Source organism: Lacrimispora sp. (assembly GCF_046972725.1).
In the GTDB taxonomy this organism is placed as follows: Bacteria; Bacillota; Clostridia; order Lachnospirales; family Lachnospiraceae; genus Lacrimispora.
Map to the genome: position 1 here is coordinate 1 of NZ_JBKVXF010000003.1, position 24,893 is coordinate 24,893.

A 24,893-nucleotide genomic window follows, 5' to 3' on the forward strand; every position below is an offset into this window, starting at 1 on the left:
TGCCAAGGTCGGGGTCGCGGGTTCGAGTCCCGTCTCGCGCTCTTCATATGAAGAGAAGAAGCAGATTTCCAGTTGGAGGTCTGTTTTTTTGTGCGCGTTTTAGGCTGTGGATGACTGCAAATTATGAATATTTAGATATTGAAAGTACTCTTATGTTTCCTTGATAGACGTTTATTAATTTTCTATAATACCTGCCAGTGCTTTATCTGACCGTTTTTTCCTAAAGTAAAGAATGCGACCTTTTATGTTTCTGTATAGGAAGGTGCTCTTTTCATGGTTCTTTCATGAATGCGGTTTTTTGTTAAGCTTTTTTCGTATATTTTTCTCTTATTCAAGCACAGCTTAAAGGCGTTCTGCGGTTTTCTTTATGGCGGGGCTCCCAAGATATGAGGATATTTAATTATCATTGGCCTCCACGGTCTATAATAATTTAATTTTTATAAGATTGTTCAGTAAAGTAAAAAATTTAAAAAAAGTTCTTGCAATTAATTTTTAATGGAATTATGCTTTATTTAAGGATATCCTTCATAACGTAAAGGAGGAAATTATAGTATATGAATCATAAAAAAATTGAAATGCTTGAAAAGATAATCAGCAGCGATTATAACAATATTACCGGTATAATTATACGTAAAAATGGTGAAGAGGTGTATGAGAAATACTTTAACGGGTATACAGCCAATTATGCCACTCATGTATATTCCATAACAAAGAGCGTTTTTTCTGCACTGCTTGGCATTGCTATTTGTAAGGGGAATATTAAAAGTGTCGGCCAGAAGGTGTTGGACTTTTTCCCTGATTATATGGTAGTTAGGGGGGAAGAAACGATACAGCGTATTACAATTAAAGATATGCTGACTATGACCGCCCCTTATAAATATGATACGGAACCGTATGAAAGGTTCTTCACAAGCGAAAATCCGATTCAGGATGCACTTGATTTATTAGGTGGAGACAAACCAATTGGTGAGTTCAATTATTCTGCTATTGGCGGCACACATATTTTATCTGGCATTCTGGCAAAAGCGACGGGACAATCAATACTTGACTTTGCTGCGGAAAACTTGTTTTTGCCGTTAAAAATCAATGTTCCTCAAAATATTGTTTTGCATAGTCAAGAAGAGTATATGGCTGTTATGAATGGTAAGAATACTCTTGGCTGGGTGGTAGACCCACAGGGATTTCATACAGCAAGCTGGGGACTCTTTCTAACACCTTCAGATATGGCCAAAATAGGACAGCTTTATTTAGATGGCGGCATGTGGCAGGGGAAACAAATTGTACCACGTGAGTGGGTCGCTGAAAGCACCAGGGAACATAGCCGTTGGAATTCCCTGTCTTATGGTTACCTATGGTGGGTTATTGATGATAAAGAACATATTTACGCGGCCTTGGGAGATGGTGGGAATGTAATTTATATTAATACAAAGAAAAAGACAGTGATTTCTATTGCTTCTCTTTTTCTACCGGATGCTAAGGATAGAATAGAGCTTATTAGAGAATATATCGAACCCATACTTGAGGATTGAATGTAGCGAATTTCATTTACTGCAAATACACTGTTTCATTTTCTTAAATCAGGATCACTGGATAAGCCGGTGATCCTGATTTGGGCAACCAGAGCCTTTCTTTTGTTAATGGAATGAATTTGATACACTGGGATTTTAAAAGAAACGGGGCTAAGGGAATTGTGAAAACCATGGTGAATCATTCAATACCATCTTATATAACAGGTTTATAGTAGCTGTATAAGATGAATGGTCAAAGCAGTTTAATAATTTATCAAAGGTAACATACCAATTAATTAGCTTCTTTATATGGCAGACCCCTTATAATACAGTTGTAACAGCATCTATTAGGAAGCGAGAAATGTTTTACATACATACACGTTAAACGCATAATGGATGCAGCACTTTCAAACGGTTGAATTTAAGCTGTTTTTTGCAGATGGCTCTTTGGGATTTTTCGATTTTAGATTATATGCCAGGTCCTTACGGAAGGCGGGAAGAACTTTAAATGATCTGGTCAAAGGCTCTTGAAGGAATCATTTTAATTTATTTGACAAAGAAAATAAAATGATATAGAGTTAGAGGTGACTAACAAACCGCATGAGGAGAGCACATGGAAGAGTATTATGAAATTTTAAGAAAATCTGATCTGTTCCAATCGGCCGATGGTGAGACGATCAAACATGTCCTCTACTGTTTGGAGGGACATGTCAGGCTTTATGGCAAGGGGGAAATAATATATCATTATGGAGATATGATATCAAATGCCGGTATCGTCCTTGAGGGGAAGGCAGAGCTTATTGTACCGGGAGCGACAGGAGATGACTCAAGCATAAAGATGGCTGTTCCCTCAGATTCTTTTGGGTGCTCCCACTCCTGTATCACAGACCAGCCTTCCCTTGTAACAGTTATTGCATGTAAGAAAACGAAAATTTTATTTTTAAAGATGTCAAAGCTTTTTAGTGAGGAAGCAATCAGATGCAGATTTGCCTCTCTGGTAACTGCTAATTTATTAAGGCAGACAGCTCTTGCAAATCTGGAACAGAATCGAAGGATTCATATTATGAGCAGGCGTTCGATACGGGATAAAATCTGGGCCCTGCTAAAGGATACTCCTTTTGAAGGAAATCGCTGCCTGATCGAAATGAACAGACAGGAAATGGCAGATTATCTTGGTGTTGAGAGAAGTGCATTGTCAAGAGAACTTAGCAGAATGAAAAAGGAAGGCCTTATCGATTATAGAAAAAATGTATTTATAGTAAATAAATATCAATAAAAGGATTACTTTCGTTGCCGTTGCAATGGAAATAATCCTTTTTTTCTTATAGACTTATACATGAGTTAGTTACAACTAACAAAAAGGAGGATAATATGAAATTAAGACTAAAAACGACTTCACTTTTAGCAGCAGCCATGTTGTTATTAACTGCATGTGTTTCAAATAGTAATAAAGAAGTTGCTGCCTCGTCTGCGTCAGAGACCGCATCGGAAGCAATAACTGCGTCGGAAGCAATAACCGCTGCCGGGGAAAATGAAACTGGTTCTAAAGGGGAAAGCGGACTTGCGGGAACCCATACCGTAGTGGACCATGGTGGAAACCGTGTGGAGGTTCCAGATAAAATAGAGCGTATTGTCATCGATCAGATTCCAATATTATCTACATATATGGCATACTTTGAAGGCTCGGCACCGCATATTGTAGGTTACAGCGGCTCCTTTAAGGAAACGATTTCTGATACCGCCTTAAAGAATATTGCACCGGAACTGCTGGAATCATCAGATACCGTGTATGCACAATCGGAGCTTAACATAGAGGAAATCATTAAGCTGAAGCCGGATGTGATTTTTTATAATGCAAATAATAAGGAGCATGCACAAATATTGGCTTCCAGCGGAATCCCAGCCATAGGATTTGCAACAGTAGGTGCAGATTCCCCTGCAGATCCAATCGAAAGATATAAGGAGTGGCTGTCACTTCTTGAGGAGGTGTTTGGAGAGAAGGGGAAAATGGATGGTTTCATTGAAGCAGGCAATCGGATCGTTGAAGATGTGGAAACCAGAATCAGTAATATTCCAGAGGAAAAGCGCCCAAGTGCAATGATTTTATTTAAGCTGATGGATGGCGTTCCTCAGGTTTCCGGCAAGGGAGTATTTGGTGATTATTGGCTGCAGCACCTGGGAGTGAAGAATGTCGCGGAGGAGACAAAAGGGTTTGCCCAGGTTAGCTTTGAACAGATATATCAATGGAATCCGCAGGTATTATTTATTAACGGCCCGGGTCTGTTAAAGTTAAGCAGGCAGGATGTGATAGATAATAACGTTGAGGGTGTGGATTTTTCAACCATTCAGGCAGTAAAAGACAAACGTGTATATAACACAACCCTGGGAATGTGGAACTGGTTTACACCTAATCCGGATGCGCCTCTTGTGCTCGCCTGGCTTGCATATAATACTTATCCGGAAGAATTTTCGGACTATCCTCTGGAAACGGTAATACGTGATTATTACCAGGACTTTTACGGATATGAAATTACGGAGGAGGAAATGGAGGGAATGCTTCAATTGCGATGAAAAATACAGTTTGGGTCAGACATAACAAATTCACGGTTGCCGCAATACTGGCAATGATTCTATTACCAATTGCTACTGCGCTTATAAGTTTGTGTATCGGAAGAATGAATCTTTCTGTTATAGAGGTTCTTACCACCTTATCTGATGCAGCAAAAGGCAACAGACAAAGCCAGAACTATTCCATTGTAATTAATTTAAGAGCACCGAGAATCATCATGGCAGTGATTGTGGGAGCTGGCCTTACCTGTGCAGGCAATGCCTTTCAGTCACTTTTTTCCAATCCCCTTGCAACACCGGATGTATTAGGTGTTACAAGCGGAACCTGTGTGGGTGCGATCATAGCCATTATTATGTCCATGGGAATTATGGAGACTCAGCTGCTTGCTTTGGCGTTTGGACTTTTTGCTGTATGGATCACTATGGTTCTGGCAGGAGATCGAAATGGACAGTCCGTAATATTCCTTGTACTGGCTGGAGTGATTATATCAGCCCTGTTTAATGCAGTGGGGTCTTTATTGAAATACACGGCGGACCCTTTGGACAAACTTCCGGCGATTACCTATTGGCTGATGGGAAGCTTTACAAGTGCCTCCTATAAAAAGATTATGGTAGGTTCGCCCCTCATACTTGCAGGCATTGCAGTGATATATCTGATGAGATGGAAATTAAATATATTATCCCTGAGCAGTGATGAGGCAAGAGCGAGCGGAATGGATTTAAAGAGAACCCGTCTGGTCTTCGTGCTGGCGGCTACCGTCATAACCGCTTCCTGTGTTTCCATGTGCGGGCAGGTGGGCTGGATTGGTCTTCTGATTCCTCACTGTTCCAGAATGCTTGTAGGAAGCAACAATCGCTATGTGGTTCCTGCAGGAATCAGCATTGGCGCCAGTTTTATGATTATAATTGATACATTTTCAAGAAGCATCAGCGTCATTGAACTTCCGCTGTCCATTCTTACCGCAATTCTTGGGGCACCGGTATTCATTTCATTGTTAAAAAGAAACAGGGGGGGCTTACATTGATACTTGAAGTACAGAATGGAAGCTTCGGCTATCCGGGTCAGCAAAAGATTTTGAAGAACATGAACTTTAAATTGAATAAGGGCAGGATTCTGGCCGTGCTTGGTCCCAATGGAGCAGGAAAAACAACGCTTTTAAAATGTATGGTCGGGCTTTTGGACTGGGTGGAGGGGAAAAGCTTTCTATATGGAGAGGATATAAAAAAAATCAATGCAAGGAAGCTGTGGTCAAAGGTTTCCTATATCCCCCAGTCTCACGCATTTGCATTTTCCATCACAGGTCTTGAGATGGTTGTTCTTGGGCGCAGTGCACACCTTGGAGTCTTTGAACAGCCAGGCATCAGGGACATTCAGATGGCTGAGGAAGTAATGAAGCGGATAGGAATAGAAAGACTGGCAGGCAAAGACTGCAACCATATGAGCGGGGGAGAGCTGCAGATGGTGCTGATCGCAAAGGCGCTGATAAACAGCCCTGATCTCATTATTCTTGATGAACCGGAAACAGGACTTGATTTCCACAATCAGATACTGGTGCTTGACCTGATTGAACGTATGGCTCATGAGGAGGGAATCTGTGCAGTTATGAATACCCATTATCCAACCAACGCCATTTCCGTTTCTGATGAAACCCTTATGCTGAGCAGTACCGGTGAATATGTATTTGGGCAGACGAAAGAGATCCTTAATGAAGAAAATATATCAAAAGCATTCCATGTAAAGGTTGCAGTCAATGAATTTTCATATGACAACCGTATCGTAAAGAGCATTGTTCCAATTTCGATTACGGACCATAAAGGAGGAAGATTATGACAGATTTAAGTACAGCACTGGAAATGATACAGAAAAACTATGAAAGATATAAGGAACCTGTGCCAATCATAAAAGAATTTGTCATGGGATACCGGTGGTTTATGGTTGCCGATACCAATGACAGATTATCCATGTCCCTTCGGGTGGGACAGGAAAAAAGTTTTGAAGAATATGAGAAAATATTGAAATCCTTCATTGGCAGACCGGCAGATGACTGTGTGTATGAGATAATAAAACGTTCTGATCCTGAGCTTAGAACCATAGCGGCTTGTTTATGCAATCTCTTAAGTAAGCCATTTAACACGGCAGACAGGCTGAAAGACAGAGGGATCATCCGTACAGAAGGGCGGGTATTTGACTATGAGGTAAAGGATAAAAAGGTTGGGATCATAGGGTATGGTCTGTATAATGAGGTTTTTCTTGGAAAGTGTAAGGAATTTCATGCGTTTGATTTTCGGGATCCCAAGGGAATTTTAAATTACAGAATTGGAAATGAAACGAAGGTGTATCCGGAACATATCCACTGGCATCTTGGAGATAATGCGCTGGAACATAAGGAGGTACTTGAAGGTCTGGATATCGTAGTAATGACTGGCTGTACAATCGTGAATAATACCTATAAAGATATTCTTCACACGTGTAAAAATGCAGAAATAAGAGGCATATATGGTCCAAGCGCCGAACTATGTCCGGAATATCTGTTTGATCTGGGATATAATTATATATTCAGTGCTTCCGTAAGAGATAAAGAAGCATACTATAAATCTACGTTCGCTGCAATTCCGGAAGGAATGGATTTATCCTATATGGATTGCTATGAGCTCAGCAAAAAAGCATAGGAGGCAGTATTTTGCAGACAGGAGTATATTCCATTTCAAAAAAGCACATGCCAAAACAGGGAACGACAATATCAACAAATGCGGAAATAGGTAAAAGGTCTATGGTACACCACTTTTCACTGGGCAGCGGTACGGATATAAGTTCAGAAGCTTATGAGAATCCGGTTCTTTACATCGGAGCCAGTGGAAGGGGGCTGTTTCATATCGGCAGCGGCGGTGATTGCAGGCTCGTGATGAAATCGCAAAATGTTATTTTTTTACATGCGGGAACATTTTGCGGAATCAAATCCGAAGGAGAAGAGGGTCTCATATACACAGAAGTACTATTAGAGAAGGGAAATAAGATGAACGAAATATTAAAAGCCAATGAGGTATTTGATCTAAAGAAGCTGATAGACTATGAGGAGGGCAGCATCGTCAATATTGACCTTGCGTCCGGAAAAGATATGAAATTTATGATACTGGCGTTTGATGACGGCTGTATGCTTTCGGAACACAAAGCGCCTGGTGATGCACTGTTTTTTGCACTGGAAGGAAAGGCAATTCTTAACTATGAAGGAAAAAGTTATAATATAAAAGAGGGTGAAAACTTCCGTTTTGAAAAAAACGGACTTCATAGTGTGAAGGCGGAGGGAAAATTCAAAATGGCATTATTGCTTAGTTTGGAATAATACGGTGAACCTCATTATATTAAGTTTTAACATTCAACTGGACAAGGAAAGAAACCTTGTCCAGTTATTTCTATGTTTATATATGGTTTTTTCCAATGCTTATGGGCAGACAGGTTTCAGTGCTATTCCACGTAATCCTTGACAGCTATCCTTATAGAAGTTAAAATGTAGGGTAGGGTACAGAAGAATATTTCTGAATCCCCCTGAGTTACCATGCTTTTTAGAATAATAGGGTTCGAGTCCCGCCTCGCGCTCTTTGTTTTGGAGTGATATCGGGTTTCCAGATTCTGGGAATCCTTTTTTTATCATACAGGAACGTTCCTCCTAAGGATAAAAAAACTCCGGTGCAGGAGTCCAAAATCGGACTCTTTCTTTTATTTTAACGGATTCAGGCATTGCATTTAAGAATGAGAAATAATATAATACGGAATTGCAAATTTTAAAATTATTACCAAGGAGGCTGTTATGATACATGTTAAGAATATATGGAAAATTTTTATTGACGATCTGAAGCATATTGTATTAAATCCTGTTGCGATCATCATTGCCCTGGGACTGATCATTATCCCCTCTCTTTACGCCTGGTTCAACATTGCGGCAAGCTGGGATCCTTATTCCAATACGAAAGGGCTCAAGGTAGCGGTTGTCAATGAGGATAAAGGAGCGTCCATAGACAGTATATTTGATACAGATATCGATGACTCCCTGATTAATATCGGTGAGATGATCCTCGATGAACTGCGGAAGAATGATCAGATCGGATGGCAGTTCGTAGACAGCAGCGATGCCATTGACGGAGTGGAATCCGGAAAGTATTATGCAGCCGTTGTTGTTCCTGAGGATTTCAGCCAGAAGATATCCAGCGTTCTTACCACCGACATTGAGCGCCCTGTTTTGCAGTATTATGTAAATGAAAAAAAGAATGCCATTGCCACAAAGATCACTGATAAGGGTGTGGAGACGGTCCAGCAGCAGATCAATGAAACATTTATCAATTCCACCTCCAAGGTGTTTAGCAAGGTGTTAAATAATTACTCAGAGGATTGGAGTACGGATAAGGAAACGGGCAGGAACGATGTTATCAGTTCCCTTACGGATGCAAAGAAGGACCTAAATCAGGTGGTGGACACCATCACCATGCTCCAGTCCACCCTGCAGACGGTCAACACCTTAAATGACGGAGTGAAGGGAACACTTCCGGATGTGAACAAGATGATCACCTCCGGCGGACAGACGGCCGACAGTGCAAAGGATTTGATCGATGCCTCCAGAGGCTTTTCCGGGATCATGACGGATGGTCTTAAGGATACCCTGGATAATATTATGAAGATAGAAGAAACCGTATATGAAACCTTTCAGGCGGTTAATAAGCTTACGGATGCATCAGCCGATACTGTTGCGGATTCTTTAAAGAATATGCAGGGCCTGCTTCAGGCTGGTTTAGACCAGATCAATGGGGTGATAAAGGTTCTTGGAACGCTGAATCAGTCGCTCCCTGTTCCGATTTCAGATGCTTCGGTTCTCCAACAGCAGCTGACTGCGCTTGCAAAACAGCAGCAGGAAGTCATAAACAAGCTTGCTTCCGCAGAAAAAACCGTACGGCAAACCAAGCATCTTCCGGATGATGTGGAAGAGGACATCGGTAATTCTCTTGACGGACTCTATAACACGATTTCGGAAGTCCTGAATTTTTATAATGGCAGAGTGGAAGTTCCCCTTAAGGATAGTCTGGATAAAACCTATGATGCATTAGGCGTTACTTCAGGAGCTTTAGACAGCATCGGCGGTTTAGTAGGCCAGGTAGACGGAACCCTCTCAAGCGTCACCGCCTCTTCCCAGAGCCTTATTGAGTCTTTGGACAGTGCCAGGAGCCTGATCGGAAGAAGCCAGGAACGGATCGATGACATGATTGAAAGTGTCAATAAGGTGGCTGACAGCAAGCAGCTGAATAAAATCATGGATATTATGAAGAATGATCCGGAACAGTTCAGTGAATTTATGAAAACACCTACAGATATGGTGACGAATAAGATTTATCCCGTGGAAACCTATGGATCTGCCATGGCGCCCTTTTATTCTGTTCTGGCAATCTGGGTAGGCGGTATGCTTTTGGTAGCTCTCTTAAAGTGCAAGGTAGAGGAAAAACGGGCAGTGGGTCTTAAGCTGTATGAGACTTACCTGGGAAGATATATGACGTTTTTACTGTTTGGAATTCTGCAGGCACTGGTAGTCGCGCTAGGAGATCTTTACCTGTTAAAGATCCAGTGTCTGCATCCGGGCAAATTTATTCTGGCAGCTATTTTTGCCAGCATTATTTTCAACAGCATTATCTATTCCATGACGATCTCCTTTGGAGATGTGGGAAAAGCAATTGCCATTGTATTTATGGTCATTCAGGTAGCGGGTTCCGGCGGAACGTTCCCCATTCAGGTAACACCGCGGTTTTTCCAGATGGTGAATCCTCTGCTCCCGTTTACCCATTTAATCAATGCGATGAGAGAATGTGTTGCCGGAATGTATCAGAATGATTATTGGAGATACCTGGGAAATGTGGTGATTTTTATTCCTATCTCGTTGCTGGTTGGAATTGTATTACGGAAGAAGGTGCTGGAACTGAATGAATTTTTTGAAGAAAAGCTTAGTGAAACGGGAATCTTTTAAAAAGAAAAAGGGATTTCACATACCTGGTGTGAACCCCTGGGTGTTAAAGGCAGTTTCTGCTGTTCTGGCAGCTGCAGTGATTTTTTCTATTGTCTGGTATGTGCTGCCCGTGTATCATGCGAAGTATTACCTGACCCGGTCTGCACTTCAGACGAGAGAACATCTTAGAAAATTGTGGGATCAGAACGAAGGGGAAGGCGATGCCTACGAGGATTATCTAAAGCTGGTGGCTGATGAAGTAAAGTGGAACGGTCATTCGGTACTTCTTCTTCCGGGAGGTCTTGGGATATCTTTTACGGAACAGCGCAATCAGGATGAAACGTTTGCCCAGGGCACCTTAAATGTCTATTTCCTGGGAGCTATCCGGGAGGGAATCAGCTACTGGGCAAATCAGGACAAAGTTGTGTTCCATATACCTGGAATTACCCAGATTACGGCAGAGACCTCACAGAATACGCTGAAAGACACTCTGGGAATTATGGTGACACCGAAAAAGAAGAGGGAAGCGGTTGACCGGATCAGGACGCTGGAAAAGGATACCATTCATATGATGGGCAAAAGCCAGATCCGTTTTTCCAAACGAAACAGTGCCGGCGTAGTGATAGAAGCTGAGATTCCGGCCGCTGAGTTCGATTCTTATCTGGCAAAGATCGGGGATTATGTTCTGGAGGGACCTCTAAAGGATATGAAAGACTGGGGCCAAATGCTTAAGGACAGAAAGACTCAGGGAGAAACCCAGAAGGTCACGTTTGTCATTGATAAAAGCATGAATGTTTCTGAGGTTCATGTGGAGGGGCTTGGAGATCTTTCCCTTGGGCTTGAAGGGAACGGAGGGCTTACATTTGCGGGCAGTGTTTCTTTAGGCGGCAAGGTCCTTTCCGTTGACACAAAGCTCTATTTTGGAAACGGAGCGGAGGGGAAACGCTCTTTTCAGATTACACAGTTGGATGTTACATATAACAACGGAAGTTTCGATCTCATATTGGAACTGAGCGGAGGTTACCAGGGCGGAAGGATTTCCTCCGGTGCCATGGAGCCTGATAAGCTTGTTTCCGCAGAAGGCCAGCCGGAGCATGACAGCCTTAAGGAAGCCAGGGACTTGTTTATAAAGAAAATCCGGATTCTTGGTTTTGATCTCAAAGAATAAAATATTGGTTGACAAATGGAACTGTAACTTTTATAATAACAGTAAGAAGGCTGGGATTACAAAAGTTACAGTTTTTTATATTTATATATTTAATCGTAAAAAACCGGATAATCCATACAATAATGATAAAACTAATAAAATGAGCAAATTACATGTGATGTAATATCATTTGAAGCGAAAAAGGAGGAATATATATGGCAATCGTAACATTAACACAACAGAATTTTGAGTCGGAAGTATTGAATAACAAAGGGATTGTACTGGTGGACTTCTGGGCTACCTGGTGCGGACCCTGTAAGATGTTTGCTCCCGTTATGGATGAGATAGCAGCGGATAACATTCCGGATCTAAAGGTCGGAAAAGTCGATGTGGATGAGAATCAGGACCTTGCAGGAAAGTACAAAGTAATGAGCATTCCAACGGTCGGTATCTTCAAAGACGGAAAGCTTGCTGCTACGTCTGTCGGAGTGAAATCAAAAAAGGAAATTATGGAACTGATAAACAATTTAAAGTAATAAATTGCAATGGCCCCAGGCAATTCGGTGTGAAGAATTGCCCGGGGCTTTTTTTTACGTGATTTATACTTTTCAAATTCGACAATCTATATTAGAATAGTTACATAGCAGGGTTGACCTTCCCCTATAGAGGAAGGATTATACTTGTATTATATGCAATAAGGGCGTGTAGGAAAAGGTAAAAGGGCTGGATGATGTAAACATAATGGGGGTTATATGGAAGAAAAAAAAGTATTCTCCATCGGAGAAGTCAGTAAAATCTGCAATATTTCAACCAAAGCCTTGCGTTTCTATGATAAGATCGGGATCATTTCGCCTGATATGATCTGTAAGGAGAACAGCTATCGGTATTATAACAAAGAAACGCTTTTAACCGTCCCGATTGTCAAATATTATAAACAGATGGGATTCAAGCTGGAAGAAATGCAGGGGCTTGTGGAGGGAAATACCTATTATTATCTGGAACAGAATTTCCGAAACAAGATTGAGCAGCTCCGGGAGCAGGAGCAGCAGATTCACAACAGTTATATTGCAGTCAGGGATTGGTACGAACTGATCCAGGAAGCCCATATGGTACGAGAGAACAATGTTCACGATGTTGCCGTAAAGTATATACCGGCTGCCACCTACTGCTCCATGCAGCAGGCGTTTGATTATAATTACATGGAATCCATTATTAATATCGAATGGACCAACCACTTAGAGAGTGCAGAGAATGAGATTACAGGAGCTGTGATCTTAAAGTTCCAGTCTTTTGAAGAAAAGATGAAAGGGGACTGTAAGCGTGCGACCATCATGCAAGAGGCCATCCATCCCTGCAAGGACTGTATGAACCGCCAGGTTTACGGCGGTTTTATGGCGGCATCGGTTTATCACATCGGCAAACTGGAGACCATTGATAAGGAATATGAAAAGATATTGGAATGGGCCGCAAAGAAAGGTTATAAATGTGGAACAGAAAGTTATGAACGGTATGTCGTGGACTACTGGACCACCAGAGATCCGGACGAATTTGTTACCGAGGTTAATGTACCGATCTACAGATAGTAATTGCCTCTGACACAGAATTCAATAAAAGGATTTTGTGGCGGAGGCGTTTTTAAGTTCCGAAGGTTTATGAAAATCATAAATCCGATTTACATATATGTAAGACGCATATGAGTGGATATTTATACGCTTCATCTGCCGGACTTTAAAAAAATAAAAACCGGTTGACATTCCCCATATGGGTAAGTCTTATACTAAATGCATAGAAAAACACATGCCGGTAAATAAAAATTAGTAACATTAACTGGCGCAAAGTGTTTTCTAAGCGTTTTCAGCTGAACGTGAAGAGAAAAACAGGAGAAGTGCATGAACATGCACGCTTCCAATGGGGGAGGAAATTAAAAAATGACAGAAACGCGAAAGAGATTTAAAAAGATTGGCATTACAACGGGTATCATATCCGGACTTACGTATGGCTTATATACAACCTTCGTATTGATTGCGGGTAATTACAAACCACTGGCGGGAGCAGGAGAAATTATCCCAGGACTTGCAGGAGCGCTTATCCTTGCATATGTAACCTCAGGGCTTAACGACCTGTTTGCAGGTTTATGGCTCACTGCCTACAACATCAAAACGGGCCGTATCAGGGAACTGGGCAGAAGCCTGAAGCTGTTTCCCGGTAAGATTTCACTTGTTGGTTCTTTCGTAGGCGGACCGATTGCATCAGGCGCGTACATCTTGGGGCTTAACATGGCAGGAGCCTATGCAATTCCCATCTCAGCCATGTATATTCTTTTTGGAGCGTTCTTTTCAAGAATCATCTTAAAGCAGAAGATCGTACCGAGAGTAGGCGCGGGTATGCTGATCTGTGTGATCGGAGCCATTGTTATCAACTGGGTAAAACCGGAAGGAAGCTCGAATTTTACACTTGGGATTATTTTTGCATTTGTTGCGGCTGTTGGCTGGGCACTGGAAGGCGTATTCGCTGCCTACGGAAGTGCCATGCTGGATTCTGATGTGCTCATCAATATCCGCCAGCTTTTATCCGGTATTGTAGACCTGTTTATTATTTTGCCTCTTATAGGCGGTATGGGTCTTTTGGGAGATACGATGCAGTCTGTACCACCGGTTGCATGGCTCCTTCTTTCCGGCCTCTGTGCTGCGGTTTCTTATCTGTGCTGGTATAAATCAAATAGTACGGTAGGCTGTGCCGTGGGAATGTCTCTGAATATTACCTATGCGTTCTGGGGCGTGCTTTTCTGTATCCTGTTCGTAAAGCAGCCTGTAACACCAACCATTGTTGCAGGTTCTGTTATTATTATTTTAGGCGCAATTTTAGTTTCCGTGAACCCATTGGAATTGTTAGGGAAAAAGGAGGAATAAAAAATGAAATATGATGCATTAGGAATGATCGAAACAAAAGGACTGGTCGGCTCCATTGAAGCTGCAGATGCTATGGTGAAGGCTGCAAACGTTACACTGATTGGCAAGGAATTTGTAGGCGGCGGACTCGTTACGGTTATGGTAAGAGGAGATGTAGGTGCTGTGAAAGCGGCAACGGATGCCGGTGCAGCTGCAGCTCAGAGAGTCGGAGAGCTGGTTTCCGTACATGTGATTCCGCGTCCTCATGCAGAGGTTGAGACAATTCTTCCGAAAGACAAGAAGGAGATTAAGTAATGAGCAACCAAGGAATGACAGCCGCATCCGCGGATGAAAAAATGGCAGCGATCAACAAAAGGTTTAGAGTGACCGGTTTGACTACCGGTGCGGTATCCGGACTTACTTATGGCATTTATACCGTTCTTGTGCTTATCGCAGGGTATTATGAGCCTCTTGTGAGTGCAGCAGGACTTCTGGCAGGGCCGTATGTGTGCTCCGGTTTAAATGACCTTTTTGCAGGAATCTGGCTTACCGCTTATAATGCGAAAGGCGGCCGCATCCGTGAGATGGGAAGAAGTCTTAATACATTCCCTGGTAAAATGATTGTACTTGGTTCTCTTCTTGGCGGTCCGGTCGCCAATGGTGCTTATCTTGTAGGTCTTGCCATGGCAGGTGCCTATGCGATCCCGATTTCTGCATTATGCAGCCTGTTCGGTGCGATTTTTGCAAGAATCTTCTTAAAACAGAAGATCACAAAACGGGTTATGGTGGGAATGCTGGTATGTGTGGCAGGAGCGGTCATCATTAACTGGGCAAAGCCGGAGGGCAGTCCCAACTTTACATTGGGAATCATCTGTGCCTTTATCGCAGCCATCAGCTGGGCGCTGGAAGGCGTATGCTCCACTTACGGCGGAGCTATGATCGATACGGATGTAGCGGTTAATCTGCGCCAGTTGATTTCCGGTATCATTGATTTATTTGTGATACTTCCAATCGTTGGAGGTCTTGGACTTTTGGGAGGAACTTTAATTGCAGGAATGCCTGTAATCTGGCTTGCGGTTGCAGGTTTAAGTGCAGCGGTATCTTTCCTTTGCTGGTATAAGAGCAATTCTACCGTAGGCTGTGCAGTCGGCATGTCCTTAAATGTTACCTATGCGTTCTGGGGCGTTTTCTTCTGTATCCTTTTTCTGGGACAGGCAGTTACCCCTACGATCGTAATCGGTTCCGTCGTGATCGTAATGGGTGCGATTCTGGTAACCATGAATCCACTTGATTTCTTTAAGAAAGGGGAATAAAGGTATGTTATTACCAGCAAGAACAGCGGTATTGAACTATTTGTACGGAGTGAAAAATGCAGATGTTGACCAGATCATGGAGGCATTGAGACCAGAATACGGCGGAGAGCGCCAGTTCACAAAAGAACGCTATATGGATCATGTGATGTCTTTGGAAGCCAATGGAATGGTAAACTTAAGCAGCTATGATCTGGATAAGAGCGGAGAACTGCGCATGTGCTATGAAATCAACGACGAGGGAAGAAGTGCTGTTGATAAATACGTAGACAAAAAGTACCGTCACAAATAATTTTGAGGAGGTTTGCGTAAGGTGAGATATTACGGAGATGAAGCGTTAGGGCTTGTGGAAACCGTCGGACTGGTTCCGGCACTGGAAGCTGCGGATAAGATGTTAAAAGCAGCGGATGTTGAATTGATTTCTTATGAAAATGTAGGCTCCACGTTAGTTACCATTATGGTAAAGGGTGATGTAGCAGCTGTTCGTTCCGCGGTAGATGCAGGAGCAGAAGCCGCCGCAGCGGTCGGCAAGCTGACGGCAAAAAATGTTATGCCAAGACCGATCAAAGAAGTCGGTGACATTGTATCCGTGCATGATATTGATGCATAAAGAGAGGAAAACAGTATATGGAAAGATATGAAGCCATAGGCGCAATTGAAACATTTGGTCTGGTATTCGTACTGGAAGCGGCTGATGCGATGTGTAAGGCAGCGGAAGTGGAACTGGTTGGATATGAGAACGTAGCTTCCGGCTATATCTCCGTTTTGGTTCAGGGCGATGTAGGAGCCTGCAAGACTGCAGTAGAAGCAGGAATCAAGGCTGTGAACAACATGGGAGCCGAGGTATACAGCTCTGTGGTTATCCCAAGACCTCATCCGGATCTTGCCAAGATCGTAAGGAGATACGCAATCCCGACTGCTCCTGCAGAGGAATAACAGGCATCCCGAACGAAGGGAGTTTAAGGAAATGAGTTTTATAGATAAAGACCTGCTCTCCATACAGGAGGCCAGGATTTTAATGGAAAGCGCACGAGAAGCCAGAGAAAGCATGCTGACCTTCCCCCAGGAAAAGCTTGATCATATCGTTGGTGTCCTTGCTGCCGCTGCAAAAGAAATGGCAGAGGAGCTGGCGGTCATGTCCGCAGAAGAAACCGGATATGGACGCTGGCAGGACAAGTTTGTGAAGAACAAATTTGTCTGTGAAACTCTTCCGGACCAGCTGAAACATATGAAATGCGTCGGAATCTTACAGGAAGACGCTGTACTTAAAACCATGGACATCGGTGTTCCCATCGGTGTGATTGCTGCATTGACTCCGGCAACAAGTCCGGTTTCCACAGCGATTTCCAATGTGCTCACCGCTGTAAAATCCGGTAATCCTATCGTGATTGCCCCCCATGAAAGAGCAAAGAAAGTGACCGGGAAGCTGCTTGACCGTATGCAGGAAGCGGGAAAATGCTGTGGACTGCCGGAAGGAGCCATCGGTTATATAAAGACAGTGACAGGAGCAGGTGCCCTGGAACTGATTCATCATCCGGCAGCTGCCATGATTGTCAATACCGGAGTCCCGGAATTGTGCCGCAGGGCAGCAGAGAGCGGAAAACCTTATATCTACGGCGGAACGGGCAACGGGCCGGTGTTTATTGAACGGTCTGCAGATGTAAGACAGGCGGTGGAAGATATTATTGCCAGCCGCACCTTTGATTACGGAATCGTGTCGGCCGCAGAGCAGTATATGGTCGTTGACAGCGTGATCGCAGCAGATGTAAAAGCGGAGATGTTAAAGAACGGCGCCTATTTCATGAACGGAGAGGAAGAAAAGAAACTGATTGATCTTCTTTGCCTGGAAAGCGGAAAGGCGGATACAGAGGTTATGGGCCGGCCGGCCTTTGAGCTTGCCAGAAGGGCAGGATTTTTAGTATCACCGGCCACTACGGTTCTGGTTTCGGAACAGAAATATATTTCTGACAGAAATCCGTTTGCCAAAGAGCTGCTCTGTCCTGTGCTTGCCTATTACATCGAGCATGACTGGATGCATGCCTGCGAGAAATGTATGAGCCTTTTGGTCAACGAAAGCCATGGGCACACCCTGGTGATTCATTCCAGGGACGAGGACGTAATTCGCCAGTTCGCATTAAAAAAGCCTGTCGGAAGGGTTCTTGTGAACACTCCGGCCACCTTAGGAAGCATGGGAGCGACCACAAATCTGTTCCCGGCAATGACCCTGGGAAGCATAACATCAGGTGCGGGAATGACTGCAGACAATGTTTCTCCCATGAACTTTATATACACCCGGAAAGTGGGATATGGAGTTCGCAAAGCTGAGGAGTTCTTAAAGCTGACAAACAAAGCAGATCAGGGGCATGCAGCAGTTCCGGAAGAAACAGGCGGTACGGATGACGCCAGGACTCTGTTAAAACAGATCTTAAAGGCGCTGTCTGAAGAACTGGACGAGAAATAATAGAAAGAGAGGGAAATCGTATTGGATATTCGTGAATTTACTAATAAATTTGTAGAAGCTACGAAGAACATGTCACCAGAAGAAAGAGCTTCCCTGATGAAGATGTTTGAAACCGTTTCGGACGAAATCAATAAAAAAGAATCTGCTCCCCAGACTTCTGGTGTGAGCTTTGAGGAAGGTACTGAGATACCAGAAGATATCACGCCAAGACTTAAGAGATTAAAAGACAATTACCTGACCCACAAGCCATCGATCACAACATACCGTGCCCGTGCAATCACTAAGATCGCCAAAGAGAACCCTGGTATGCCAAAGATCATGCTTCGTGCAAAATGCTTCCGCTACTGCTGCGAGACGGCTCCCCTTGTGATTCAGGACAACGAGCTGATCGTAGGCGCTCCCTGCGGCGCTCCCCGTGCAGGTGCATTCTCCCCGGATATTGCCTGGAGATGGATGGTTGATGAAATCGACACCATCGGAACACGTCCACAGGACCCGTTTTATATTTCCGAAGAAGACAAGAAAATCATGAAAGAAGAGCTTTTTCCATTCTGGGAAGGCAAATCTGTGGATGAGTATTGTGAAAATCAGTACCGGGAAGCAGGCGTATGGGAATTGTCAGGAGAATCGTTCGTATCGGACTGTTCCTACCATGCCATCAACGGCGGCGGAGATTCCAATCCGGGTTACGATGTGATCCTTATGAAAAAAGGTATGCTTGATATCCAGCAGGAAGCAAAGGACCATTTAAAGGAACTGGATTATGAGAATCCGGATGATATCGAAAAGATTTACTTCTATAAATCGATCATTGATACAACTGAAGGTGTTATGATCTACGCCAAGAGACTTTCCGATTACGCAAAAGAACTTGCTGATAAGGAAACCAATCCAAGGCGTAAGGAAGAGCTTTATAAGATCGCGGAAGTGAACGCACACGTTCCGGCTCACAAGCCAAGAACTTTCTGGGAAGCCATCCAGGCCGTATGGACCATCGAATCCCTTCTTGTAGTGGAAGAGAACCAGACCGGTATGTCCATCGGACGTGTTGACCAGTATATGTACCCCTTTTACAAAGCAGATATCGAATCCGGCCGTATGAATGACTTCCAGGCATTTGAGCTTGCAGGCTGTATGCTCATCAAGATGTCTGAGATGATGTGGATCACCAGCGAAGGCGGTTCCAAATTCTTTGCAGGATACCAGCCGTTCGTGAATATGTGTGTCGGCGGTGTAACTAGAAGCGGACATGACGCGACCAATGAATTGACCTATCTTTTAATGGATGCTGTCCGTCACGTAAAGATTTACCAGCCATCCCTGGCATGCCGTATCCACAACAAGTCCCCGAAGAAGTACATGAAGAAGATCGTAGATGTGGTTCGTTCCGGTATGGGCTTCCCTGCCTGCCATTTTGACGATGCCCACATCAAGATGATGCTTGCAAAGGGCGTTTCCATCGAAGATGCCCGTGATTACTGTCTTATGGGCTGTGTAGAGCCTCAGAAGTCCGGCCGTCTGTATCAGTGGACTTCAACGGCCTATACCCAGTGGCCGATCTGTATTGAACTTGCATTAAACCACGGGGTTCCCTTATGGTATGGCAAGCAGGTATGCCCGGATATGGGTGATTTGAGCAGGTTCAAGACTTATGAAGAATTTGAAGAAGCGGTAAAAGAAGAAATCAAGTTCATCACAAAATGGACCGACGTAGCAACTGTAATCTCCCAGCGGGTTCATAGAGAGCTTGCTCCAAAGCCGCTGATGTCCATCATGTATGAAGGCTGCATGGAAAAAGCCAGAGACGTATCTTCCGGCGGAGCCATGTACAACTTCGGACCTGGTGTGGTATGGTCAGGTCTTGCTACATATGCAGATTCCATGGCGGCAATCAAGAAACTTGTATTCGATGAAAAGAAATATACCTTAGAGCAGTTAAATGAAGCATTAAAGGCGGACTTCGTTGGTTATGACCAGATCCGTACCGATTGTCTTAACGCTCCGAAATACGGGAATGACGATGATTATGCAGATTTAATCGCAGCCGATTTGATCGACTTTACCGAGCGTGAGCACAGAAAATACAAAACATTGTATTCTGTTTTAAGCCATGGTACATTATCTATTTCCAACAACACCCCATTTGGACAGCTGACCGGAGCTTCTGCCAACGGCCGTCATGCATGGCTTCCCCTTTCTGACGGTATCAGCCCGACCCAGGGAGCCGATTACAAGGGGCCGACAGCTATCATCAAGTCCATTTCCAAGATGGCAAACGATACCATGAATATCGGAATGGTTCACAACTTTAAGATTATGGCCGGACTTCTTGACACACCGGAAGGTGAAGAAAGCTTAATTACCCTTCTCCGTACCGCCTGCATGTTCGGAAACGGTGAGATGCAGTTCAACTACTTAGATAACAATACGCTGATCGAAGCGCAGAAGCACCCGGAGCAGTATCGTGACCTGATCGTACGTGTTGCAGGCTACAGTGCATTCTTCGTCGAGTTATGTAAAGATGTTCAGGATGAAATCATCAGCAGAACCATGCTGACACATTTCTAATCAGGAAACGGAGATAAATCACAATGGACCACGGAAATACAGGAGAGATTGAACGTAAGGCGCTAATCTTTAATGTGCAGAAGTACAATATGTATGACGGGCCGGGGATCAGAACCCTGGTATTCTTCAAAGGCTGTCCGCTCCGGTGCAAATGGTGTGCCAATCCCGAAGGGCTGGAACGGAAATTCCAGGTGATGTATAAAAGAAATTCCTGTGTAAGCTGCGGGGCGTGCACCAAAGTATGCCCCGTGGGAATCCATGTGATATCCAACGAGACCGGTAAACATGAAATTTTGCGGGAAAAGGACTGCATTGGCTGCATGAAATGCAAGAATGTCTGCCCCAATGCGGCGCTTAGCATTGCCGGAGAGGTGAAAACCATTTCAGAACTGCTGAAGATCGTGGAAGAGGATGAAGCGTTTTATGATCTTTCCGGCGGAGGGGTAACCCTTGGCGGCGGAGAAGTGACGTCCCAGCCGGAAGCAGCCTTAAACCTTTTGATGGCCTGTAAGCGGGAGGGAATCAATACGGCAATTGAGACCTGCGGTTATACAAAGACAGAAACCATATTAAAGATAGCAGAGTATGTAGACTTGTTTCTCTTTGACTTAAAGCATATGGACCCGGTGAGACATAACGAGCTGGTGGGGGTCAATAACGAACAGATCCTTACCAATATCAGGGAACTGCTCCACCGCCGTTACAATGTCAAGGTGCGTATGCCTATGCTCAAAGGAATCAATGACAGTAAAGAAGAGATTGATGCGGTAATCAGATTTTTGATGCCGTTCCGTGATTATAAGAATTTTAAGGGAATTGATTTACTTCCTTATCACAAGCTGGGCGTCAACAAATACAACCAGCTGGATATGGAGTACCCCATCAGCGGAGACCCAAGCTTAAGCGCAGAGGATTTAGACCGGATCGAAGGATGGATGAAAGAATATCAGTTTCCGGTTAATGTGGTAAAACACTAGAGTGTGTTTGGAAACTGCTTGTTTCAAACATACTCAAAGAAAGGGGAAAACGTCGTGGTAGAGATGCAGCAGCGTGTCATAGAGGAATCGGTTCCGGGAAAACAGGTGACCATCGCTCACGTCATTGCGTCCCCCATTGGGGAAGTATACGAGTGCCTGGGCATAGACCAGCTTGGTGCTATTGGGATTCTTACACTGTCTCCCTTTGAAACCGCCATCATTGCAGCAGATATTGCTGCAAAAGCGGCGGATGTGGAAGTGGGCTTCTTAGACCGGTTTACCGGGTCTGTCATCATTGCAGGCGACGTGGATAGTGTGGAAACTGCTTTAACCGCGGTATGCGATGTCTTAAAACGCGTACTTGGTTATACGGTGCCTCCGGTTACAAAGACATGAGAAAGAAGAGAATCATGCTCATCGGACCGGCCGGCAGCGGTAAAACTTCACTGGCCAATGTCATAAACGGCATCAGCGGCCCTGCGAGGCGGACCCAGAACATGGTATATGGGAAAAGGACCCTGGATGTTCCGGGGGTTTATCTGGAAAGTCCATGGATGCACAAGCATATCATTGGGGCAGCCCAGGACGCCTCCCATGTACTGATGCTGGTAAACCAGTCTTCGTGCCGGGAATGCTATCCGCCGGGATTTGCGAAAGCGTTCCGGGTTCCGGTCATCGGAGTCATAACCGGAAGCGGAGACAGGCCGGATCATGACGGCTGGTGTACCCGTCAGTTAAAAAAGACCGGAGTGTCAGAACCCTGTTACCATGTCAATCTGGGGGATGGGACTGGCCTTGATGATCTGATGGAGGTTTTAAAAGAAATATAAGGAAACACCGAAAGGTATACCTGTATGCCCGATAAAACAGGGCAAATTTAAGGAAAGGAGGGAAATGTAACGTGGAGCAATTTGTAATGAACACAAAGGTTTATATGGGATCCTCCTGTCTTGATAAGATTAAGGAACTTCCGGTAGAAAGGGCCTATATCATCTGTGACCCTTTTATGGCTCAGTCAGGAAAGGTAAGCATGATTACAGATCTTTTAACAGAAAAGGGAAGCAGCTTTGAAGTGTTTTCCGAGGTAGTGCCTGATCCGACCATCGAAGTGGTTTCTAAGGCCATCGGAAAAATGAAGTGCTTTGGACCAGATGCGGTGATCGCTCTTGGCGGCGGATCTGCCATCGATACGGCAAAGGCGGCAAGCAACATTTACACTCATATGGGAAATGAAAAGCTGTATTTGATCGCAGTTCCGACCACCAGCGGTACGGGAAGCGAAGTGACTAATTTTTCCGTTATTTCTGATCCTGAGGCACAGGCCAAATATCCGCTTCGTTCTGACAGTATGGTGCCGGATGCAGCATTTTTGGACCCGCGCTTTACGGTGTCGGTTCCGCCTCATATTACAGCGGATACAGGAATGGATGTTCTCACCCATGCCCTGGAAGCTTACGTTTCAACCAATGCAGGTGATTTCACCGATGCCTGTGCGGAAAAAGCAGTCAGACTGGTCTGGAACTATCTGGCACGCACCGTAGCCGAAGGAAGCGACATGGAAGCCAGAACCCACATGCACAATGCATCCTGTCTGGCAGGCGTTGCCTTTAACGGAGCGTCCTTAGGGCTTTGCCACAGCATGGCACATGCTCTGGGAGCAAGATTTCACATTCCGCACGGAAGAAGCAATGGGATTTTGCTTCCTCATGTCATCAGTTATAATGCAGGTTTGGAAGAAGCAGGAGAATACGAAGCCTGCGGCCGTTATATGGAGATTGCAAACATGCTTGGAATCGCAGCAGGAACAGAAAAAGCCACGGTACACGGCCTGGTGCGTCATATCAGGAATCTGATGAATAAGATTAAGATACCGCAGCAGATCACAGATTTAAATGTGGATCGGGACGAATATTTACAGGCTGTAGAGGAAATGGCAGAAAAAGCACTTCATGATAACTGCACATTGACCAACCCAAGAGTGCCGACGGCAAAAGATATTGCTGATATTTACCGTAAATTGTGTAAGGGGGGCTTTTATTGAAATTCATTACAGAAGACGATTTAAGGATTTTATTTCGCAAAGAACCCTTTACCTCTTATGATCTTTTGGAAGGAACCAGATTGACACCGGGGGCAAGACAGTTTCTGGTGGATAAAAAGATTTCCTTTCTTGATGATCCCATGGCGGTAAAACGAAAGACTGTAAAACCGGAAGTAAAAAAAGAAGAAACGAAGCAGGAGATGAAGGACCAGCGGTTTCTGTTGAAGAAAAAAACCCTTCAGGCACAATTTCTGGAAGCCGGGCTTTCATTCATGGAGCGGGATGTGCTGCTGGCAGAACAGGTATTTGATTTGGAACGGAGACTTTCATTCGTGGGGAAAGAAAGTCCGGATGAAGAAAATGCCTTTGAGTCCTGTACCGGATTTGATAAAGAAGATTTTCACAAACCTTTCTCTGACTGTTTTGAAATTACAGGCTTTCACGCCCAGTCGGAAAAAGGAAGAGAGATCGTTTTGCTGCACCGTCTCCGCTGCAGCGTAAGAGAGCTGGCGGCAGAAGCAGAAGACGAAAATTTTAACCCGGTCATTAACCGTTTATCACAGATGATTTGTCTGGCATATGGAGGAAAAGCATGTCAAAGAAAGTAATTACATTTGATAGCTGCAATGAACTGGTCAGCCAGTTTGAAGCAGTGGTAAAACATCCTGTAAAAGGGACATCCTCAGTGTACTATACCGGAGTCGATCTGGGTACGGCTTGTGTAGTACTGGCAGTGCTTGACGAAAACTACAAGCCTGTGGCCGGCGCCTACCGGTATGCGGATGTGGTCCGTGACGGAATGGTGGTCGATTACATCGGCGCCATCCGTATCGTTCGTGAGCTAAAGGCAGAGCTTGAGGAAAAACTGGATACGGAGCTTATATACGCGGCTGCGGCCATTCCTCCAGGCACCGATGCTCTGGATGGAGGAGCCATTAAGAATGTGGTGCAGGGGGCAGGATTTGAGATCACGGCCCTTCTTGATGAACCGACGGCAGCAAATGCGGTATTAAAGATTGAAAACGGAGCGGTCGTGGATATCGGCGGCGGAACCACCGGCATTTCCATCTTAAAGGATGGAAAAGTGGTGTATGTGGCTGACGAGCCCACAGGAGGAACCCATTTTTCCCTGGTAGTTTCCGGTGCATATAATATGTCATTTCCGGAAGCAGAAGTTTATAAGCGCAAGGAAGAAAACCATAAGGAACTTCTTCCGGTGTTAAAACCGGTGGTAGAAAAAGTGGCCTCCATCATCAGCCGCCACATCATCGGTCATGACGTAGATGAAATCTACTTAGTAGGCGGAACCTGCTGTCTGACCGGTATCGAAGGAATCATAGAAAAGCAGACGGGAATCAGGACAAGAAAGCCTGCGAACCCAATGTTTGTAACTCCTCTTGGAATCGCATTCTCCTGTACACAGGAGGAAATGGCATAAAAAGGA

The 24,893-nt window shown here is 44.4% G+C and carries 26 protein-coding genes; 25 read left to right on the forward strand and 1 reads right to left on the reverse strand.

Annotated elements, in window-relative coordinates; all coding sequences use genetic code 11:
* Positions 1-554: 554 nt before the first annotated feature.
* The 7 genes from ACLTWA_RS12420 to ACLTWA_RS12450 all read left to right on the forward strand — a co-directional run bounded on the left by ACLTWA_RS12420 (position 555) and on the right by ACLTWA_RS12450 (position 7,417).
* Positions 555-1,529, forward strand: a complete 975-nt coding sequence (locus ACLTWA_RS12420; RefSeq protein ID WP_412328136.1) for a serine hydrolase domain-containing protein — start codon at positions 555-557, stop codon at positions 1,527-1,529.
* A gap of 592 nt (positions 1,530-2,121) precedes the next feature.
* A complete protein-coding gene (locus ACLTWA_RS12425) occupies positions 2,122-2,784 on the forward strand; it encodes a Crp/Fnr family transcriptional regulator (RefSeq protein WP_412328137.1) in 663 nt (220 codons plus the stop codon).
* A 95-nt stretch (positions 2,785-2,879) separates the two neighbouring features.
* Entirely contained in the window at positions 2,880-4,079 is a 1,200-nt protein-coding gene (locus tag ACLTWA_RS12430) for an ABC transporter substrate-binding protein (RefSeq protein ID WP_412328138.1), read from the forward strand.
* Positions 4,076-5,101: a FecCD family ABC transporter permease gene (locus ACLTWA_RS12435; protein ID WP_412328139.1), complete on the forward strand. Its 1,026-nt coding sequence runs from the start codon at positions 4,076-4,078 to the stop codon at positions 5,099-5,101. The genes ACLTWA_RS12430 and ACLTWA_RS12435 overlap by 4 nt, the downstream gene beginning before the upstream one ends.
* Positions 5,098-5,907 (forward strand): ABC transporter ATP-binding protein, encoded by an 810-nt coding sequence (locus ACLTWA_RS12440; protein ID WP_412328140.1) that lies wholly within the window; start codon positions 5,098-5,100, stop codon positions 5,905-5,907. Before ACLTWA_RS12435 ends, ACLTWA_RS12440 begins: the two co-directional genes overlap by 4 nt.
* Positions 5,904-6,746, forward strand: a complete 843-nt coding sequence (locus tag ACLTWA_RS12445; protein ID WP_412328141.1) for a Rossmann-like domain-containing protein — start codon at positions 5,904-5,906, stop codon at positions 6,744-6,746. The genes ACLTWA_RS12440 and ACLTWA_RS12445 overlap by 4 nt, the downstream gene beginning before the upstream one ends.
* Before the next feature lie 11 nt (positions 6,747-6,757).
* A complete protein-coding gene (locus ACLTWA_RS12450) occupies positions 6,758-7,417 on the forward strand; it encodes a cupin domain-containing protein (RefSeq protein WP_412328142.1) in 660 nt (219 codons plus the stop codon).
* A 99-nt stretch (positions 7,418-7,516) separates the two neighbouring features.
* Here ACLTWA_RS12450 and ACLTWA_RS12455 read toward each other — a convergent pair whose 3' ends face one another.
* Positions 7,517-7,726 (reverse strand): hypothetical protein, encoded by a 210-nt coding sequence (locus tag ACLTWA_RS12455; RefSeq protein WP_412328143.1) that lies wholly within the window; start codon positions 7,724-7,726, stop codon positions 7,517-7,519.
* A gap of 156 nt (positions 7,727-7,882) precedes the next feature.
* Between ACLTWA_RS12455 and ACLTWA_RS12460 the strand changes: the two genes are divergently transcribed.
* The 18 genes from ACLTWA_RS12460 to eutJ all read left to right on the forward strand — a co-directional run bounded on the left by ACLTWA_RS12460 (position 7,883) and on the right by eutJ (position 24,887).
* Positions 7,883-10,078, forward strand: a complete 2,196-nt coding sequence (locus tag ACLTWA_RS12460; protein ID WP_412328144.1) for a YhgE/Pip family protein — start codon at positions 7,883-7,885, stop codon at positions 10,076-10,078.
* On the forward strand, positions 10,035-11,225 hold the full coding sequence (locus ACLTWA_RS12465; RefSeq protein ID WP_412328145.1) for a hypothetical protein: 1,191 nt from the start codon (positions 10,035-10,037) through the stop codon (positions 11,223-11,225). Before ACLTWA_RS12460 ends, ACLTWA_RS12465 begins: the two co-directional genes overlap by 44 nt.
* A 194-nt stretch (positions 11,226-11,419) precedes the next feature.
* A complete protein-coding gene (gene trxA, locus ACLTWA_RS12470) occupies positions 11,420-11,740 on the forward strand; it encodes a thioredoxin (RefSeq protein ID WP_412328146.1) in 321 nt (106 codons plus the stop codon).
* A 216-nt stretch (positions 11,741-11,956) separates the two neighbouring features.
* The gene (locus ACLTWA_RS12475; protein ID WP_412328147.1) at positions 11,957-12,787 is read left to right on the forward strand and encodes a MerR family transcriptional regulator; all 831 of its coding nucleotides are present in this window, start codon (positions 11,957-11,959) and stop codon (positions 12,785-12,787) included.
* Positions 12,788-13,132: 345 nt separating this feature from the next.
* The gene (locus tag ACLTWA_RS12480; protein WP_412328148.1) at positions 13,133-14,113 is read left to right on the forward strand and encodes a DMT family transporter; all 981 of its coding nucleotides are present in this window, start codon (positions 13,133-13,135) and stop codon (positions 14,111-14,113) included.
* A gap of 3 nt (positions 14,114-14,116) precedes the next feature.
* Positions 14,117-14,407, forward strand: a complete 291-nt coding sequence (gene eutM, locus ACLTWA_RS12485) for an ethanolamine utilization microcompartment protein EutM (protein ID WP_412328149.1) — start codon at positions 14,117-14,119, stop codon at positions 14,405-14,407.
* Positions 14,407-15,405: a DMT family transporter gene (locus ACLTWA_RS12490; protein ID WP_412328150.1), complete on the forward strand. Its 999-nt coding sequence runs from the start codon at positions 14,407-14,409 to the stop codon at positions 15,403-15,405. Before eutM ends, ACLTWA_RS12490 begins: the two co-directional genes overlap by 1 nt.
* A 4-nt stretch (positions 15,406-15,409) precedes the next feature.
* Positions 15,410-15,694, forward strand: coding sequence for a hypothetical protein (locus ACLTWA_RS12495; protein WP_412328151.1), 285 nt, complete (start codon positions 15,410-15,412; stop codon positions 15,692-15,694).
* A gap of 21 nt (positions 15,695-15,715) precedes the next feature.
* Positions 15,716-16,012, forward strand: coding sequence for a BMC domain-containing protein (locus ACLTWA_RS12500; RefSeq protein WP_412328153.1), 297 nt, complete (start codon positions 15,716-15,718; stop codon positions 16,010-16,012).
* Positions 16,013-16,029: 17 nt separating this feature from the next.
* Positions 16,030-16,338 carry a BMC domain-containing protein gene (locus tag ACLTWA_RS12505; protein WP_412328154.1) on the forward strand — a complete coding sequence of 103 codons (309 nt, stop codon included), beginning with the start codon at positions 16,030-16,032 and terminating at the stop codon, positions 16,336-16,338.
* Between the two features lie 31 nt (positions 16,339-16,369).
* Entirely contained in the window at positions 16,370-17,863 is a 1,494-nt protein-coding gene (locus ACLTWA_RS12510) for an aldehyde dehydrogenase family protein (RefSeq protein WP_412328155.1), read from the forward strand.
* Between the two features lie 21 nt (positions 17,864-17,884).
* Positions 17,885-20,431, forward strand: coding sequence for a choline trimethylamine-lyase (cutC, locus tag ACLTWA_RS12515; RefSeq protein ID WP_412328156.1), 2,547 nt, complete (start codon positions 17,885-17,887; stop codon positions 20,429-20,431).
* A gap of 23 nt (positions 20,432-20,454) precedes the next feature.
* Positions 20,455-21,408 carry a choline TMA-lyase-activating enzyme gene (cutD, locus tag ACLTWA_RS12520; RefSeq protein ID WP_412328158.1) on the forward strand — a complete coding sequence of 318 codons (954 nt, stop codon included), beginning with the start codon at positions 20,455-20,457 and terminating at the stop codon, positions 21,406-21,408.
* Positions 21,409-21,471: 63 nt separating this feature from the next.
* Positions 21,472-21,804 (forward strand): BMC domain-containing protein, encoded by a 333-nt coding sequence (locus ACLTWA_RS12525; protein WP_412328532.1) that lies wholly within the window; start codon positions 21,472-21,474, stop codon positions 21,802-21,804.
* On the forward strand, positions 21,801-22,238 hold the full coding sequence (locus tag ACLTWA_RS12530; RefSeq protein WP_412328159.1) for a EutP/PduV family microcompartment system protein: 438 nt from the start codon (positions 21,801-21,803) through the stop codon (positions 22,236-22,238). Before ACLTWA_RS12525 ends, ACLTWA_RS12530 begins: the two co-directional genes overlap by 4 nt.
* A 71-nt stretch (positions 22,239-22,309) precedes the next feature.
* Positions 22,310-23,449, forward strand: a complete 1,140-nt coding sequence (locus tag ACLTWA_RS12535) for an iron-containing alcohol dehydrogenase (protein ID WP_412328160.1) — start codon at positions 22,310-22,312, stop codon at positions 23,447-23,449.
* Positions 23,446-24,057: a hypothetical protein gene (locus tag ACLTWA_RS12540; protein ID WP_412328162.1), complete on the forward strand. Its 612-nt coding sequence runs from the start codon at positions 23,446-23,448 to the stop codon at positions 24,055-24,057. Before ACLTWA_RS12535 ends, ACLTWA_RS12540 begins: the two co-directional genes overlap by 4 nt.
* Positions 24,042-24,887: an ethanolamine utilization protein EutJ gene (gene eutJ, locus ACLTWA_RS12545; RefSeq protein ID WP_412328164.1), complete on the forward strand. Its 846-nt coding sequence runs from the start codon at positions 24,042-24,044 to the stop codon at positions 24,885-24,887. Before ACLTWA_RS12540 ends, eutJ begins: the two co-directional genes overlap by 16 nt.
* The last annotated feature ends 6 nt before the right edge of the window (positions 24,888-24,893 follow it).

Coding starts and splice junctions, on each gene's coding strand:
- ACLTWA_RS12420 (WP_412328136.1), top strand. CDS start 555: ATGAATCATAAAAAAATTGAAATGCTTGAAAAGATAATCAGCAGCGAT.
- ACLTWA_RS12425 (WP_412328137.1), top strand. CDS start 2,122: ATGGAAGAGTATTATGAAATTTTAAGAAAATCTGATCTGTTCCAATCG.
- ACLTWA_RS12430 (WP_412328138.1), top strand. CDS start 2,880: ATGAAATTAAGACTAAAAACGACTTCACTTTTAGCAGCAGCCATGTTG.
- ACLTWA_RS12435 (WP_412328139.1), top strand. CDS start 4,076: ATGAAAAATACAGTTTGGGTCAGACATAACAAATTCACGGTTGCCGCA.
- ACLTWA_RS12445 (WP_412328141.1), top strand. CDS start 5,904: ATGACAGATTTAAGTACAGCACTGGAAATGATACAGAAAAACTATGAA.
- ACLTWA_RS12455 (WP_412328143.1), bottom strand. CDS start 7,726: ATGATAAAAAAAGGATTCCCAGAATCTGGAAACCCGATATCACTCCAA.
- ACLTWA_RS12460 (WP_412328144.1), top strand. CDS start 7,883: ATGATACATGTTAAGAATATATGGAAAATTTTTATTGACGATCTGAAG.
- ACLTWA_RS12465 (WP_412328145.1), top strand. CDS start 10,035: ATGAATTTTTTGAAGAAAAGCTTAGTGAAACGGGAATCTTTTAAAAAG.
- trxA (WP_412328146.1), top strand. CDS start 11,420: ATGGCAATCGTAACATTAACACAACAGAATTTTGAGTCGGAAGTATTG.
- ACLTWA_RS12475 (WP_412328147.1), top strand. CDS start 11,957: ATGGAAGAAAAAAAAGTATTCTCCATCGGAGAAGTCAGTAAAATCTGC.
- ACLTWA_RS12480 (WP_412328148.1), top strand. CDS start 13,133: ATGACAGAAACGCGAAAGAGATTTAAAAAGATTGGCATTACAACGGGT.
- eutM (WP_412328149.1), top strand. CDS start 14,117: ATGAAATATGATGCATTAGGAATGATCGAAACAAAAGGACTGGTCGGC.
- ACLTWA_RS12490 (WP_412328150.1), top strand. CDS start 14,407: ATGAGCAACCAAGGAATGACAGCCGCATCCGCGGATGAAAAAATGGCA.
- ACLTWA_RS12495 (WP_412328151.1), top strand. CDS start 15,410: ATGTTATTACCAGCAAGAACAGCGGTATTGAACTATTTGTACGGAGTG.
- ACLTWA_RS12505 (WP_412328154.1), top strand. CDS start 16,030: ATGGAAAGATATGAAGCCATAGGCGCAATTGAAACATTTGGTCTGGTA.
- ACLTWA_RS12510 (WP_412328155.1), top strand. CDS start 16,370: ATGAGTTTTATAGATAAAGACCTGCTCTCCATACAGGAGGCCAGGATT.
- cutD (WP_412328158.1), top strand. CDS start 20,455: ATGGACCACGGAAATACAGGAGAGATTGAACGTAAGGCGCTAATCTTT.
- ACLTWA_RS12525 (WP_412328532.1), top strand. CDS start 21,472: ATGCAGCAGCGTGTCATAGAGGAATCGGTTCCGGGAAAACAGGTGACC.
- ACLTWA_RS12530 (WP_412328159.1), top strand. CDS start 21,801: ATGAGAAAGAAGAGAATCATGCTCATCGGACCGGCCGGCAGCGGTAAA.
- eutJ (WP_412328164.1), top strand. CDS start 24,042: ATGTCAAAGAAAGTAATTACATTTGATAGCTGCAATGAACTGGTCAGC.